The sequence below is a fragment of the Paraburkholderia metrosideri genome, assembly GCF_904848625.1.
GTDB lineage: Bacteria > Pseudomonadota > Gammaproteobacteria > Burkholderiales > Burkholderiaceae > Paraburkholderia > Paraburkholderia metrosideri.
The window spans coordinates 219,330-233,917 of the sequence record NZ_CAJHCP010000009.1; the positions used below are offsets into that span (position 1 = coordinate 219,330).

14 protein-coding genes are annotated in these 14,588 nt (G+C 59.3%); 8 read left to right on the forward strand and 6 right to left on the reverse strand.

Features of this window, described 5'->3' with window-relative positions; all coding sequences use genetic code 11:
* The first annotated feature begins 404 nt into the window (after positions 1-404).
* The 6 genes from LMG28727_RS21485 (at position 405) to LMG28727_RS21510 (ending at position 7,836) form a co-directional block, all read left to right on the forward strand.
* Positions 405-1,304: a sensor histidine kinase gene (locus LMG28727_RS21485; RefSeq protein ID WP_201644317.1), complete on the forward strand. Its 900-nt coding sequence runs from the start codon at positions 405-407 to the stop codon at positions 1,302-1,304.
* Positions 1,305-1,595: 291 nt separating this feature from the next.
* On the forward strand, positions 1,596-2,315 hold the full coding sequence (locus LMG28727_RS21490; RefSeq protein WP_201644318.1) for a Crp/Fnr family transcriptional regulator: 720 nt from the start codon (positions 1,596-1,598) through the stop codon (positions 2,313-2,315).
* Positions 2,316-2,744: 429 nt separating this feature from the next.
* Entirely contained in the window at positions 2,745-4,259 is a 1,515-nt protein-coding gene (locus LMG28727_RS21495; RefSeq protein ID WP_201644319.1) for a sugar ABC transporter ATP-binding protein, read from the forward strand.
* Positions 4,260-4,271: 12 nt separating this feature from the next.
* On the forward strand, positions 4,272-5,297 hold the full coding sequence (locus tag LMG28727_RS21500) for an ABC transporter permease (protein ID WP_201644320.1): 1,026 nt from the start codon (positions 4,272-4,274) through the stop codon (positions 5,295-5,297).
* A gap of 101 nt (positions 5,298-5,398) precedes the next feature.
* A complete protein-coding gene (locus tag LMG28727_RS21505; RefSeq protein ID WP_201644321.1) occupies positions 5,399-6,340 on the forward strand; it encodes an ABC transporter substrate-binding protein in 942 nt (313 codons plus the stop codon).
* Positions 6,341-6,537: 197 nt separating this feature from the next.
* A complete protein-coding gene (locus LMG28727_RS21510; RefSeq protein ID WP_201644322.1) occupies positions 6,538-7,836 on the forward strand; it encodes an L-fuconate dehydratase in 1,299 nt (432 codons plus the stop codon).
* Positions 7,837-7,962: 126 nt separating this feature from the next.
* On the opposite strand, the gene LMG28727_RS21515 is transcribed toward LMG28727_RS21510, so the two are convergent.
* Together LMG28727_RS21515 and LMG28727_RS21520 are read right to left on the reverse strand one after the other, a co-directional pair.
* Positions 7,963-8,514 (reverse strand): cytochrome b, encoded by a 552-nt coding sequence (locus LMG28727_RS21515; protein ID WP_201644323.1) that lies wholly within the window; start codon positions 8,512-8,514, stop codon positions 7,963-7,965.
* Entirely contained in the window at positions 8,511-9,572 is a 1,062-nt protein-coding gene (locus LMG28727_RS21520) for a catalase family peroxidase (RefSeq protein ID WP_201644324.1), read from the reverse strand. The genes LMG28727_RS21515 and LMG28727_RS21520 overlap by 4 nt, the downstream gene beginning before the upstream one ends.
* Before the next feature lie 328 nt (positions 9,573-9,900).
* On the opposite strand from LMG28727_RS21520, the gene LMG28727_RS21525 reads away from it, so the two are divergent.
* A complete protein-coding gene (locus LMG28727_RS21525; protein ID WP_201644325.1) occupies positions 9,901-10,422 on the forward strand; it encodes a hypothetical protein in 522 nt (173 codons plus the stop codon).
* A 59-nt stretch (positions 10,423-10,481) separates the two neighbouring features.
* Positions 10,482-12,386, forward strand: a complete 1,905-nt coding sequence (locus LMG28727_RS21530; RefSeq protein WP_201644326.1) for a S9 family peptidase — start codon at positions 10,482-10,484, stop codon at positions 12,384-12,386.
* Positions 12,387-12,523: 137 nt separating this feature from the next.
* Here LMG28727_RS21530 and LMG28727_RS21535 read toward each other — a convergent pair whose 3' ends face one another.
* From LMG28727_RS21535 to LMG28727_RS21550, 4 genes are all read right to left on the reverse strand, one after another.
* Positions 12,524-12,967 (reverse strand): GFA family protein, encoded by a 444-nt coding sequence (locus LMG28727_RS21535; RefSeq protein ID WP_236592181.1) that lies wholly within the window; start codon positions 12,965-12,967, stop codon positions 12,524-12,526.
* Positions 12,968-12,986: 19 nt separating this feature from the next.
* Positions 12,987-13,292, reverse strand: coding sequence for a chorismate mutase (locus tag LMG28727_RS21540; protein ID WP_236592183.1), 306 nt, complete (start codon positions 13,290-13,292; stop codon positions 12,987-12,989).
* A gap of 69 nt (positions 13,293-13,361) precedes the next feature.
* Positions 13,362-13,793 (reverse strand): GtrA family protein, encoded by a 432-nt coding sequence (locus LMG28727_RS21545; RefSeq protein WP_201644327.1) that lies wholly within the window; start codon positions 13,791-13,793, stop codon positions 13,362-13,364.
* A 13-nt stretch (positions 13,794-13,806) separates the two neighbouring features.
* Positions 13,807-14,502, reverse strand: coding sequence for a class I SAM-dependent methyltransferase (locus tag LMG28727_RS21550; RefSeq protein WP_201644328.1), 696 nt, complete (start codon positions 14,500-14,502; stop codon positions 13,807-13,809).
* Between the last annotated feature and the right edge of the window lie 86 nt (positions 14,503-14,588).

Below are 14,588 nucleotides of genomic sequence, written 5' to 3' on the forward strand. Positions count from 1 at the left end.
CGCACGCGCGGGAGGATGCGGTACGACAACGTACAGACGTCCCTTTATCTTCAAAGACACAATCCGTACTGGTCGCCAGCGGGACTTTTTGAAAGGTGCCCGTCAGGCCGGCGACGCTTTGCCCAAATCAATGAAATGCTTCACGATTTGAAAGGCGTCTGCGTGAGTTCGGTCTTTTTTTCTGGTCCGAACGCTACCGTACGGACTTGCCGGGGCGACAACTGCGATGTTGTAGCGTCCGGCCCGCCTCGTTCGCCACTTCCTGTCTTGCTTGCGAGGCGGGAAGGGGTAATCGCGCGATGCTGGTTATAACGCGAGCAGCCCTGCTGCCTTCAAGTGCCCGTCCAGCAAGCGCCACCCACCGACCCTTCGCTACCCAACGCGGTATGAAATGGGGCTCAAGAATGCCTGCGTATCTCGCGTCCGCCGAGTCCCTTCCGGTCGGCTCCGCCGTGAGTTTTGTCGTCGTGACGGAAGCAATGATGGAGCGTAGTTGCCGGGCCGCTCCGGATGATTCTTTGGACGAAGCGCGCACGAAGATTCAACGCGCCGAAGCGCCACCCATCAGCAGCCGGATCCTGGCGGTCGTGGCGCACGAGTTACGCGGCCCGTTGACCCCGTTGCGTATGGCGAGTCAGTTGATCCGCGGCGCGTCGGCCGAATGCCCCGAAATCGTCAGGTTGACCGAGATGATCGACCGGCAGGTGAACGGGCTCGAACGACTGGCGCAAGACCTGATGGATGCGACCCGTGTCGAGCAGGAAGCACTTCGCCTCAACCGGGCCAACATCGAGATCAATGCCCTGCTGGCCGACACCTGCGAGGTGACGGTAGCAGCTGCCGCCGCCAAACATCAAACTTTTATTGCGTCGATGCCGGACGGGATGTTGCGCGTTGACGGAGATCCCTCCCGTTTGACACAGGCTGTCAGCAACCTGCTGCACAATGCGGTGAAATACACGCAGGCGCACGGCAATATCCGTCTGGGTGTTTTTGTCGAAGGCAATGAACTCGTCATTAAAATCGATGACGACGGTGCGGGGATTTCATCCAGCCTGCTCCCGCATATATTCGACTTGTTCGCGCAATCCAGCAGAGCGATTTCTGCCAGTGCAGGTGGCCTCGGCATTGGTCTGGCCGTTGTGAAGGCCATTGCTGAATCGCATGGGGGCACGGTTTCGGGGGCCAGCGCCGGGCCCGGGAAGGGCAGCGAGTTCACGCTCAAGCTGCCGATCGTCACGTCCACCAACGTTCCTTGCGGCAGCGTAGTAAAACGGGCAGTTGCCGCCGAGTCATTGCGCTGAGTCGGAAAGACGCATCGCGCAATGATTTTCGAAGTTCGAGTGATCCACACGGACCGGTATAGCGCAACGCGAAGTCGTACCAGCATGCGGAGCGGCGTCACAATCGTCGACGCGACTTATAATCTAAAAAGTGTCCCCCAGATTTGAGTGGCGCAACGATTGTGCGTACGCGATACGCAGCGGCACAGGCCGCGATGGCGTTGGAGCATTCCCTCCTTCTATCGATATTTACCCGTCTGGAAATCGTCGGCGAAAGCGGCGCGGTTCCGGGCGAGTTGCGGAGCGTGCGCCATGTCTCAAGATCATCATCAAAACGAGAATCATCTGCTGGCGGTGTTGCCTGACCTGGAGTGGGGGCGGTTGGCACCTCATCTGCTGCTTGTGGATATGCCGCTCGGAAACGTGGTCTACGAATCCGGGGACCGCCTCAATTACGTTTATTTCCCAACTACGTCCATCGTGTCACTTCTCTATGTGATGGAGGACGGCGCGTCGGCCGAAATCGCGATCGTCGGCAATGAAGGGCTTATCGGCATCGCGCTTTTTATGGGGGGCGAGACTACCCCCAGCCGGGCGGTCGTGCAGAGCGCGGGCAACGCGTATCGCCTGGATGCTCAAATACTGAAAGAGGAATTTCACCGTGCAGGGCCTGTCCAGCGTCTTTTGCTGCGCTATACGCAGGCGCTAATCACCCAGATGGCACAAACGGCCGTGTGTAACCGGCACCATTCGATCGACCAGCAGTTGTGCAGATGGCTGCTGCTCAGCATTGACCGCCTCTCGTCTAACGAGCTGAAGATGACCCAGGAATTGATCGCTAATATGCTGGGCGTGCGCCGGTCCGGTGTAACGGAGGCCGCTCTGAAATTGCAAGACGCGGGTCTGATTCGCTACAGCCATGGCCACATCGAGGTATTGAACAGGCCCGGGCTCGAAACGCGCGTGTGCGAATGTTATGGCGTCGTGAAGCGCGAATTCGACCGGCTGTTACCTGCGTTGAAAGCGGTTTAGAAGTAACGCGGGTCTGAAGGCGCTTCGATCAGGGTGTGACTGCGCCATTGGACTTCCTCGATGAGCTGGTTGCATCGAATCAACTTTGCGCCAGAGACCGCTCGAATTCGCTTGTGTTCAGAAAACATTGGCCAGCATGCCACGGTAATGATCGTCGGCATCTCGTGTGCACAGACAAGATTGCGTGAAAATCCTACTATGTGGGAAGTTGGGATCTCTGAAAACACCCGCGACACTGGGGAATGCCTAGGCTTGAGCCGCCGCTGGACAGCGTCGTAAAATCGTCGCACATCGGTTTCGGGGCCCAGCAATGTGTCTGGTTTCTCTTTGCGACATCTGTCGGAAAACCGTGGGGCGCCCGACGCCTCTGCCGCCGCTTTTTCGCGGTGAGATCAATGTCTGTCGCGGACTTGTCACGCGATCCGCGCTGTGACTCCGCTCATTTCCGTCAAACGGCTCAACAAGAGCTTTCCCGGCGTGAGAGCGCTTCATGAGATTCAGTTCGAGCTCATGGCGGGAGAAGTCCACACGCTAATGGGCGAGAACGGCGCCGGCAAGTCGACGCTGATGAAAATCCTCGCTGGCGTGTACACGCGCGACTCAGGCGAAATCCTCTACGACGGCCAGCCGGTCGAGTTCCAGCATCCGCGTGATGCGCAGGCCGTGGGCATCGGCATCATTCATCAAGAACTCCAGTTGATGAACCATCTGAGCGTCGCCCAGAACATGTTCATTGGCCGCGAGCCGCGTGGACGCCTGGGGCTGTTCCTCGACGAAGACCGCCTCAATGCGCAGGCCCGCGAGATTCTCGAGCGCATGCATGTGAAGCTCGATCCGCGCGCGATGGTTGGCAGCCTGACGGTCGCCAAACAGCAGATGGTCGAAATCGCCAAAGCTTTATCGTTCGACTCGCGCGTGCTGATCATGGACGAGCCCACTTCCGCGCTGAACGATGCCGAGATTGCCGAGCTATTCCGCATCATCCGGGAGTTGAAGGGGCGCGGCGTGGGCATCGTCTATATCTCGCACAAGATGGATGAGCTGAAGCAGATTTCCGATCGCGTCACCGTGATGCGGGACGGCGAATATGTGGCCACCGTCACCGCGAAAGATACTAGCGTCGAAGCGATCATCGGCATGATGGTCGGCCGGACCTTGATCGATATCGAGCGGTCGCGCGGCGCAGCAGAAAAAGGCGAGGTCGCGCTCGACGTGAAAAATCTGAACGCCGGCCCGCTGGTCCGGGACGTGAGCTTTACGTTGCGCAAAGGCGAGATTCTGGGCTTCGCGGGTTTGATGGGCGCTGGGCGTACCGAAGTCGCCCGCGCGGTGTTCGGTGCCGATCCAATCGAATCCGGCGAGATTTTCGTGAAGGGCGTCAAAGCAACGATCAATACACCGAGTGACGCAGTCGCGCGCGGAATCGGTTATCTGTCGGAAGACCGCAAGCGCTTCGGGCTCGCGACTGGAATGGACGTCGAATCGAACATCGTCATGTCCAATCTGAGCCGGTTCCTCAGGTTCAATTTTTTTCTGCGCCGCACGCAAATACGCCGGACTGCCCGTCATTTCATCAATCTGCTCGCGATTCGCACGCCGTCCGCGACCCAGGAAGTACGGCTTCTTTCCGGCGGCAATCAGCAGAAAATCGTCATTGCCAAATGGCTCGAGCGCAACTGCGACGTGCTCTTTTTCGATGAGCCGACGCGCGGCATCGATGTCGGTGCAAAGAATGAAATCTACAAGCTGCTGCGCTCGCTTGCCGGAGAAGGTAAGGCGATCGTGATGATCTCGTCCGAACTGCCGGAAATTCTGCGCATGAGCGACCGCGTCGTGGTCATGTGCGAAGGCCGTATTACCGGCGAACTCTCAGCGCTCGAGGCGACGCAGGAGCGCATCATGCATCTGGCGACGCAGCGCGAGACCTTAAAAGCCGCAGCGTAATAAAGGATCAATATGACACTGCCTTCGGATACTTCGGCGCTTGGCAAGGAAGGACGGGTATCGGGTTTCAGAGCCCGCGTCTTCTCGCCGACGGCTCTGCAAAAGCTGCTTGCGTTCGCGAGTCTGATCCTGCTGCTGATCTTTTTCAGTTTCGCGTCGCCTGCATTCATGCAGATGGACAACATGCTCGGCATTCTGCAAGCAACCGCAGTGAATGGCGTGCTGGCGATTGCCTGTACGTTCGTGATCATCACTGGGGGTATCGACTTGTCGGTCGGTACGTTGATGACTTTTACCGCGGTGATTTGCGGTGTATTCCTCACGTTCTGGCATCTGCCAATGTGGATCGGCGTGCTCGCGGCGATTGGCACTGGCGGCATCTGCGGGACCATTTCGGGCACGCTCACGGCGAAAATGAAAATACCGCCGTTCATCGCCACACTGGGCATGATGATGTTGCTGAAAGGTCTTTCGCTCGTGGTCTCAGCCGACAAGCCGATCTATTTCACCGACACCGAGAACTTCTACCGCATTTCGCAGGATTCGTTGATCGGCTATGTGTTGCCGAGCCTGCCTATTCCGAACGCGGTACTGATCCTGTTCTTCCTCGCCGTGGTCAGTTCGATCACGCTCAATCGCACGGCACTTGGCCGCTATACGTTCGCACTCGGCAGCAATGAAGAAGCGGTGCGTCTGTCCGGCGTGAATGTCGATAGATGGAAGATCGCGATTTACGGGCTGAGCGGCGCGATTTGCGGGATCGCCGGTTTGCTGATCGCATCGCGGCTGAACTCGGCCCAACCAGCGCTTGGCCAGGGCTATGAGCTTGAAGCGATCGCTGCCGTGGTCATTGGCGGCACTTCGCTGAGCGGCGGTTCGGGCACGATTCTGGGCACGATCATCGGCGCGTTCATCATGAGCGTGCTGACCAACGGGCTGCGCATCATGTCGGTCGCGCAGGAATGGCAGATCGTCGTGACGGGTCTCATCATCATTCTCGCGGTCTACGCCGATATCTTGCGACGCAGAAGGAGCTGACGTCGCGCCGGACAATTTCAAAGAAGGGAGCAGAAACACGAAAAGGAAAAGGCTCCCACAACGACTGAAGGTTGCTGGTCCACCTTAGGAGGAGAAATCCCATGTTGAATCGAAGAATATTCGGTGTCGTGGTCGGCTTTAGCGCGCTGGTTGGCGGGGCGAATGTTGCACACGCGGACGATGTCTATATTCCGCTGATCTCGAAAGGCTTCCAGCATCAGTTCTGGCAGGCCGTCAAAGCCGGTGCGGAACAGTCGGCGAAGGAGCACAACGTCAGGATCACATTCGAGGGCCCCGAAACCGAAGCGATGGTCGACAAGCAGATCGACATGCTGTCGGCGGCGCTCGCGAAGAAGCCGCAGGCGCTTGGCATTGCCGCGCTCGACAGCAAGGCGGCTATTCCACTTCTGAAGCGTGCGCAGGCGTCCAAAATCCCGGTTATCGCTTTTGACTCGGGGGTGGACAGCGACATTCCGCTGACCACCTGCTCGACGGATAACCTTGCCGCCGCCGCACTTGCTGCCGACAAGATGGCCGAGGCAATCGGCAATTCTGGTGAAGTCGCCGTGATCGTGCATGACCAGACGAGCCGTACGGGCGTGGATCGCCGCGACGGCTTCCTGAATCAGATGAAGGCGAAGCATCCGAACATCAAGATCGTGTCGGTGCAGTACGGCGCGGGCGACCATTTGAAGTCGGCGGAAATTGCCAAGGCGATGATTCAGGCCAATCCCAACCTGAAGGGCATTTTTGGCGCGAATGAAGGGTCGGCGGAAGGCGCGGCGATCGGCTTGAAGGAGTCGGGCAAGAAACTCGTGCTGATCGGCTTCGACTCCGGCAAGGAGCAAAAAGCCGACATCACGTCGGGGTTGATGCTAGGCGCGATTACGCAGAATCCGGTCGGTATCGGCAAGTGCACCGTCGACTCGGCGGTCAAGGCGTTGAAGGGCGAGAAGTTGCCGCCGAAAATCGATACGGGCTTCTTCTGGTACGACAAGACCAATATGACCGACCCGAAAATTGCGGCCGTGCTCTACGACTGATTTTCGCCATTCACGCGTGACGGCGTGACGGCGTGACGACGTGACGAAAGAGGACGGGCGCGGCCTTTCCTCTTTCTTTTTATCGTTCGTTTCACGGCGAACAAGCTTTACATTGAAATTGCCGTGCATCCATTCGCTCCGCCTTTTGCAGGTCCGACAGGCGGAAATCGATAGTTATCGCCCAGGAGCCTGCGCAGATGACCACGATCACCAAGCTGTCCGTCAGGGACATCCGCTTTCCAACTTCACGTTCACTCGACGGCTCCGATGCGATGAACGCCGCGCCGGATTACTCGGCGACCTATGTCACGCTCGAAACGGATTCGCCTCACCCGCTCACAGGCCACGGCCTGACGTTCACGATCGGACGGGGCAACGAGATTTGCGTGAGTGCGGTAGAGGCACTGGCTCCGCTGATCGTCGGCATGACGCTTGAGGATATCGCCGCCAACATGGGCGCGTTCTGGCGCACGATCACATCGGATAGCCAGTTGCGCTGGATTGGCCCGGATAAAGGCGCGATTCATCTGGCGACGGCTGCGGTCGTGAATGCGACGTGGGACCTGTGGGCGAAATCGGTGGGCAAGCCGGTGTGGAAACTGCTCGTCGACATGAGCCCGGAAGAACTCGTGCGTTGCCTCGATTTCCGTTACGTGACCGATGCCATTACGCCGCAAGAAGCGATTGCACTGCTGCATCGGCATGCAAAAACGCGCGGCGAACGCGAGAAGGAAATGCGCGCGCAAGGTTATCCGGCGTACACGACGTCAGCCGGCTGGCTGGGTTACGACGACGACAAGATTCGCCGGCTCGCGCGTGAAGGTGTCGCGCAGGGCTGGACGCATTTCAAGCAGAAGGTGGGCGGCAATATCGACGAAGATATGCGCCGCGCCCGCATTTTGCGTGAGGAAATCGGCGAAAACCTGAAGCTGATGATGGACGCCAATCAGGTGTGGGATGTCGACGAAGCGGTCACGAATATGCGGCGTCTGGCGGAATTCGACCCGTGGTGGATCGAGGAGCCGACCAGCCCCGACGACATTCTCGGCCACGCGGCGATTCGTCAGCGGCTCAAACCGATCGGCGTGGCGACGGGCGAGCATTGCCAGAATCGCGTGATGTTCAAGCAGTTGCTGCAGGCAAATGCAATCGACTTCTGTCAGATAGATAGCTGTCGACTCGGCGGTTTGAATGAAGTGATCGTCGTTCTGCTGATGGCCGCTAAATTCGGTGTGCCGGTTTGCCCGCATGCGGGTGGTGTGGGTTTATGTGAGTACGTGCAGCATATTTCGCTGTTCGACTATATCTGCGTGTCGGCGTCGCTGGAGAACCGGGTGTTGGAATATGTGGATCATCTGCATGAGCATTTTGTCGATCCAGTCGTGATTCGCAACGGTCGCTATATGCCGCCTGACCGGCCCGGGTACAGCATTGAAATGCATGCGGCGTCGCTCGATCAGTATGACTTTCCGGATGGACCTGCCTGGCGTTCGTGACGGGCGGTACTCAGTGAGGCAGCGTCGAGGCCGTCACTGAGATCTGACCTGGGCGTTCATGTCCGTTGTAGCGATGGTTGCCTGTGCATATAACGGGCGACCATCGCGATCTAAGTTGATCGCACTTCAAGGTTTCGCATTGCCCCGCCACGGGGCCATTGCCTGAAACACGCCGTCACGCCTGACCAGCGCGTGCAGCAGCGCCGCCGCCAGATGCAGCACGATCAGCGCGAAGAAGCACAGCGCAAGGGTGCGATGCGCGTTCCACAGCAGCGTGTGCAAACCGTTGCTATGCGGCAGGATAGCCGGCAGCCGCACGCCGAACACCACGACCGGATAGTCTGCCGCCGACAGCATCCCCCAGCCGAGCAACGGCAGCGCGATCATCAGCGCATAGAACGCGAGATGCGACAGGTAGGCGGCGAGCTTCATCGGCGCGGGCATCGATGCCGGCAATGGCGGCGCGCCGCGCGTCAATCTGACCACCAGACGGATCAGCGCCAGCACGAGGATCACGATCCCCAACGGCTTGTGAATCGACACCGGCGTCAGATAGTCCGGGCGAATCGTCGACACCATGCCCACACCGATGAACAGCATCGCCAGAATGCAGATCGCCATGAGCCAGTGCAGCGCGCGCTGGAGCGGAGTGAAGCGGTCGTGGATCGGCGTGGTCATGGCGTGGCTCCTCCCGCCGGGTGGCGCGGATAGTCCTTGTCCTCGGCGGTCCGCCGGTTGAACGAGACGGCGTACGCGGCCGAGCGCGCAGCGGGAAACGGATCGTCCGATACGCGCATGCCTGTTGGCAGCACGGTCGGATCGAAGTTGATATCGCGGCACGGACCATCCGCTTCGGGTTCGATCGTGTTGACCACCAGCGTGCCCGCTTCGACCTTGCGCCGATCGTCTGGCCACGCTTTGCTGGGGTCCGCGGTCGGGTCGCCGGGATTGGCGACCGTGACGACCAGGGTCCATTTCTGCGGCGCGCTTTGCACCCGCTGCGTGATCTCGGTGGCGAGGAAGTCGGCGCCGCGCGCCTTCAACTGATCGACGGGAACGGGTTCGGGCTGTGCGGCCGGCACGAAGGACCAGCGCACCGCCTGGTCCTCGCCTGCCGCATTGGTGAAGATGAAGCTGTTCAGGCTGTTGAAGCGCTCCTGCGCATACGAACTCATCCACGGCGCACTGCCTGCCCACGCGACAAAATTACCGAACTCCGGATGCGCAGCGGCAAAATTTTTCATCGCGTCCGGGTCGCTCTTGTTGGCCGAGGCCTGGAGCAGACCGTAAAACGCCTGAGGCGTGGAGACCGCGAAGAACGGCGCGTCGATCATCGCCGTGCGCCATTCGCTGCCGCCTGGCGCGACGATCCGCAGACTGAGGCCGCGTACCCGGACCGTGGCGTCTGGCGCACGGGGGCTTGCGGTGGCGAGATTGAAGCGCCCTGTGACCGGGAACGAGCCAGCGGCGAGCATCGGCGCCGTGGTTAAGGCCGCCGCCGCGCCATTCGACTCGAAGCTCCCAGTAAAGCAGATGCCCTTGGCGTGGTTGCGCCGGAAGCCAGGCACGGCGCCTCCGGGCGGCGCCAGACCATTGACGATCCGTGTCGGCGTCAAGCGCCCGGGCGAAAGCCATCCGGCCGTATAGGCGAAGGCCGCGACCAGTGCGACCACGACGACTGCAATCAGGACCAGCGAGCGGACTGTGGACGTACTGGAAGTCGGTCTGTCGGCCATCGATCTCTCCCGATCAATGATTCGGCTGAGTAGAAATCTAGCAGGGTGCCGACAATAGTGCCATTGATCGACGCCCTGCGCTCGATTGCCACGAGATGACGCAACGCGCGAAGTCGACCGTCCCGCTTCGCTTGTGCGGCCCGCGAGCACTATGCGTCCAGCATCTTCGCATGGGCGGCGCCCGTCACATTCAAGTAGCAGGACGCAAATGACTGACTACAATGAGTAAGTGGCAGGGAGGCGGGCAACGCGGTTTGGTCAGGCGCGTTCGGTCTGGACGCGACGGTCAGTAGTGGGACGTTCCAATTTTTTCATTGGAGGCATGTGTATGACGTGCCTGAACGAAAAGGTTGTCGGCGCAATATTCCTGATGCTGAGCGGCTCTGCATTCGCGGACGGCTTGGTGGTCGACTCGTCTGACACGATGACGGTCGCGAACATTGCGCCTGCTCCGATGGAGGTGATTCCGCCCATCCCGGACCCGCAGCGCTATTTGCAGCGTTATTCAATGGAGTATCAACCCGACGTTCACGCGGACCCACTCTATGCGCAGATCGGTGGCTTCTACAGCGCACAGGTGACCCATGACTTCCAGCTCCCGTCCGGAAGCACCGTGGGATCAAATGACGCTGCTGCGCACACGGCGCAGGGTTATCTTCGTATGGGTCCTTCGTCGGCACCGCTGATCTCGATGATCGATCTGCCGAACACGACCTTGACGCTCGGGGCGCAACCGCAGCGAAGGCTGTCCGTGTCCATCGATAGCTGGGTCTTTTCCGCGACTGCGCGTATTGCGGTACTCCACTCACACAGTACGGGCGCGACGGTTTCCGTCCGGCACGGCTTCTGATCCCTCACGCCCCAAGAAATCGCCTCCCGTGTTCAAATGCAGTTTTTACGGAGGCATGCATGGCGACTGACGGTCAGCAAAAGGGTAACGGCAACGGCGGCATAGTCAAACAGTACGCGGCGCGAGACTTCTTTCGCCGGCCGGACAAGCATGGGTTCACCCTCGCGCCCGACGGACGGCATCTGTCGTTTCTCGCACGGCGCTCCGGTCGCCAGAACATCTTCGTGCAGGGAATCGACGCCAGCGGCACGCCGCTCGGCGAGGCGCGTCCTTTGACCGATGAAACAGAACGCGATGTACCCGGTCATGCATGGAAGGGCAACGACCACATTCTGTTTGTCAAAGACTTCGGCGGGGATGAGAACTTCCATGTGCTGTCGGTGCCGCTGGCAGGCGGCGAGCCGCGCGACCTGACGCCGTTCGACGGCGTAAAGGCCAGCATTGTCGACGACCTCAGGGACGATGACCGCCATGTGCTGATCCAGATGAACCGGCGCGATCCCCAGGTCTTCGACGTGTTTCGTGTCGATGTCGTGACCGGCGACCTGACGCCAATCGCCGAGAATCCTGGCAATGTGATGGGCTGGATGACGGACCACGAAGGGCACTTGCGCGTCGCGGTCGCTTCGGATGGGGTGAACACGACGTTGCTCTATCGCGACGTGGAAACCGAGCCTTTCCGCGCCATTCTGACCACCAATTTCCGCGAGTCCGTTTCGCCGATGTTCTTCACGTTCGACAACAAGCGGCTATACGTTCTGTCGAACCGGAACCGCGACAAAGCCGCACTGTTCGAATTCGATCCGCAGACCGGCCAAGAAGGCGCGTTGTTGTTCGAGACATCGCATGTCGATGTGGGCGGCCTTGCGTACTCGGAACATCGGCGCGTGCTGACTGCCGCGACTTATATCGATGACCGCGTGCATCGCCATTTCTTCGACGACTGGGCGCGAGATGTGATTGCCGACCTTGAGCGGCAGCTGCCCGACCAGGAAGTCAACATCGTGAGCATCACGCGCGACGAATCGCGCGCAATCGTGCGTGCCGCGAGCGATCGGTCCGCTGGCTCGGTGTGGCTTTACGACATCGCGAGCCGGCATCTTGCACAACTCGCGGAGATGATGCCCTGGCTCGACCCCGCCGATATGGTGCCGATGTCGCCGATTCAATTCGAGGCGCGCGACGGCTTGCAGCTCAACGGCTATTTGACGTTGCCCGCGGGGTTCGAGCCGGGGCAGACATTCGACAAGCCGTTGCCGCTGGTCGTGAATCCGCACGGCGGTCCGTGGGCACGCGACCACTGGGGCTTCAATGTCGAAGCGCAACTGCTCGCGAACCGGGGCTATGCGGTGCTACAGGTCAATTTCCGCGGTTCGACCGGTTATGGACGCGCGTTCTGGGAAGCGAGCTTTGGGCAATGGGGCCGCACGATGCAGAACGATATCGACGACAGTGTCGATTGGCTCGTGTCGCGAGGGATCGTCGATCCGGCGCGTGTGGGGATCTACGGAGCAAGTTACGGTGGTTATGCGACGCTCGCGGGCGTTGCGTTTACGCCGGAACGCTATGCGGCTGCGGTCGATTATGTCGGTGTGTCGAATCTCTTCACGTTGCTCGAATCGATGCCGCCTTACTGGAAGCCGATGCTCGACATGATGTACGAGATGATCGGCAACCCGCAGACCGAAGAAGGCAAGCAGGCGCTGCACGACGCGTCGCCGCTGTTCTTCGTCGACCGGATTGTGACGCCGCTACTGGTGGCACAAGGCGCTAATGACCCGCGCGTCAAGCAGGCGGAAAGCGATCAGATCGTCGAGGCATTGCGGGCGCGCGGGGTCGATGTCAAATACATGCTTAAAGAGAATGAAGGACACGGCTTTCGCAACGAAGAGAACCAGATCGAATTTTATGAAGCGATGGAGGACTTCTTTGCGCAGCACCTGGGAGGGCTGGCGGGGCAGTAGGTGGGCGCGTACTGCTAGTGCCTGAGAGGCGTTGATTGGATCGATGCCGGTGGGCCTCTTGCCTGTATTTGTTTATGCTGAGTCAGGCAGAGGCCCACTTTGTACGAACGAGGGGTAATTGTTCGAGCGCTTTTGCGTTACGACAATTTCGGTAGCGGCTCCACGTTTTGGGCCCAGCTCAGCGCCGAGTTGCACCAACTCTGCTTGAGTGCGGGAATCTCAGCACGTTGAGTGATGGCGCCAAGCCGCAGGTTGTATTGAGTGGGATGGTCGGCCGCAGATGCGTAAATTGGCGTGCCGCATTCGGGGCAAAATGCCTGAGCGCGTCTCGCGCCGGATGCCGCTGTCTTGATGTAAATCTTGGGCTCGCCGCGCACAATCCGAAAGTCTTCGGCTAGCGCGGGAACACTCGCACGAAATGGTGCGCCAGAAAGAGTCTGGCAATCGGTGCAATGACAAAGGCTGGCTTTTTGGGGGTCGACAGTTGCCTCGTATTCAATTGCACCGCAATGGCATTGCCCTTCGATTTTCATGTTTTTCTCCGCCTGACTATTGTTTTGCCAATCTCTTTGATCGCTCATTAGTATCGAAGCAGCGCACTCAGTTCGATATTTCCCGTTGGGCTTCTTCATGGTGGTGAATCACCTCGCGTATTACGAACGCAAGGTACGCTTGTGCAAACTCCGGGTCGAGTCCCGCGGCCTCAGCCAGGTTGCGAAGGCGTTGAACCTGGGCCTGTTCGCGGGCGGGGTCAGTCGGCGCGAGTTTGTAGCGCGCTTTTAGCGCCCCCACGCGCGCGGTGCAACGGAAACGTTCCGCAAGCAGATGCACCATCGCTGCGTCAATGTTGTCGATGCTCTTGCGGAGTTCGAGAAGTTCGGGTTCTGTGGGTTGAATGTCGGTCACGTGGATTTGTCTCCTGGGGAGTCACAGGTCTTGTGCAGCCATTGTAATGGTTCGAGACCTAGGGCTGCTCTAGCGGGACGGCGAGTTCTGTGCGCGACGGTCACGCTCACGCATTGCCCAATACTTGTTGCCGACAAAACCCACGATCACATACACGGGAATGCCGCAAAGCTGCGCCACGTAGGGCGCGTGCGTGACGTGCAACACCGAGAGCATGGTCGCGAGATTGGCCAGATACGAGATCAGCACGACGACCAGAAAGCGCATGGCTGTGTGCCGCGTGGCCTCTGTCCTGAACGTGAACTTGCTGTTGAGCGCGAAGCTCAATCCCACACCGAATGCATATCCGGCTATGTTCGCGACGACCGGACGCGCTCCCGCCGCCTGCACGATGAAAATGATGGCGGCCGAGACCGCCGTATTGAGACCGCCAACCAGCAGATACTTGATGAACTGATGAAGAGATTCGGTACGCGGTGCGGTTGTGCGCAAATCGGTCATTGAATGGCCGCCTTCATGTGCCGCTCGCATAGACGGCATATTGAGCGCCGAGTGGAACACGGGTCAGATATTTTTCGAGCGGACGGAGTCTGGCGAGCCGATGCGGAAAGAAAATGCGGAAACGCACGTCGACATTGGAAAAGCCCGCGTCGACGCATGCCTGCTTCATGTTTCGCGCGGTGATCAGTCTGGCGTTCACATCGAACTCACAGGTATTGACCGCCCGGACGGTTAGCGGATTCAGCGGATTGTGCTCGAAGATGACCAACGTGCCCTTGGGACCCACAACGCGTTTGAGTTCGCGCAACAAATGACCATGCTCGGCATGGTCGATATGGTGGAACACACACATTGCATAGGCGAGATTGAATTCACCCTGCTCGAAAGGCAGCGTGTGGCCGTCGAAGTGAACAAAGCGCGACGATTCAGGAAAGCGCTTTTGCGCGACTTCCAGTGAACGCTCCGATACATCTGCGCAAGTGAGTTGTGCAGTCGGCAAATAACGTTTCACCCAAGGGATCGACGTGCCTACGCCCGAACCGAAATCGAGCATTCGTGCGGGCAGCGCGTGACGGCGCGTCATCTCTTCGACGATATCGCGAATCTTGTACTCGGCAAAAAATTCGGGGCCTTCTCCTGACGCCGAGATGTTGCGGGCATGCAGCGAAAGGTACTCGTCAGCGAAGCTGTCGAATTCTGCTTTGTCCATGTGACTGGATCTCTCCCATAAATCATCGGCTGCAAAGACGTTTGGAAACAATCCGGTGTGCTGATTCAGGTACTGATTTGCCTGCT

What these genes read in the sequence shown, in the direction of transcription:
- LMG28727_RS21550 (WP_201644328.1), bottom strand. Translation starts at nt 14,502, where the DNA reads ATGGACAAAGCAGAATTCGACAGCTTCGCTGACGAGTACCTTTCGCTG.
- LMG28727_RS21535 (WP_236592181.1), bottom strand. Translation starts at nt 12,967, where the DNA reads ATGAGCGATCAAAGAGATTGGCAAAACAATAGTCAGGCGGAGAAAAAC.
- LMG28727_RS21490 (WP_201644318.1), top strand. Translation starts at nt 1,596, where the DNA reads ATGTCTCAAGATCATCATCAAAACGAGAATCATCTGCTGGCGGTGTTG.
- LMG28727_RS21525 (WP_201644325.1), top strand. Translation starts at nt 9,901, where the DNA reads ATGACGTGCCTGAACGAAAAGGTTGTCGGCGCAATATTCCTGATGCTG.
- LMG28727_RS21520 (WP_201644324.1), bottom strand. Translation starts at nt 9,572, where the DNA reads ATGGCCGACAGACCGACTTCCAGTACGTCCACAGTCCGCTCGCTGGTC.
- LMG28727_RS21530 (WP_201644326.1), top strand. Translation starts at nt 10,482, where the DNA reads ATGGCGACTGACGGTCAGCAAAAGGGTAACGGCAACGGCGGCATAGTC.
- LMG28727_RS21545 (WP_201644327.1), bottom strand. Translation starts at nt 13,793, where the DNA reads ATGACCGATTTGCGCACAACCGCACCGCGTACCGAATCTCTTCATCAG.
- LMG28727_RS21515 (WP_201644323.1), bottom strand. Translation starts at nt 8,514, where the DNA reads ATGACCACGCCGATCCACGACCGCTTCACTCCGCTCCAGCGCGCGCTG.
- LMG28727_RS21485 (WP_201644317.1), top strand. Translation starts at nt 405, where the DNA reads ATGCCTGCGTATCTCGCGTCCGCCGAGTCCCTTCCGGTCGGCTCCGCC.
- LMG28727_RS21505 (WP_201644321.1), top strand. Translation starts at nt 5,399, where the DNA reads ATGTTGAATCGAAGAATATTCGGTGTCGTGGTCGGCTTTAGCGCGCTG.
- LMG28727_RS21510 (WP_201644322.1), top strand. Translation starts at nt 6,538, where the DNA reads ATGACCACGATCACCAAGCTGTCCGTCAGGGACATCCGCTTTCCAACT.
- LMG28727_RS21500 (WP_201644320.1), top strand. Translation starts at nt 4,272, where the DNA reads ATGACACTGCCTTCGGATACTTCGGCGCTTGGCAAGGAAGGACGGGTA.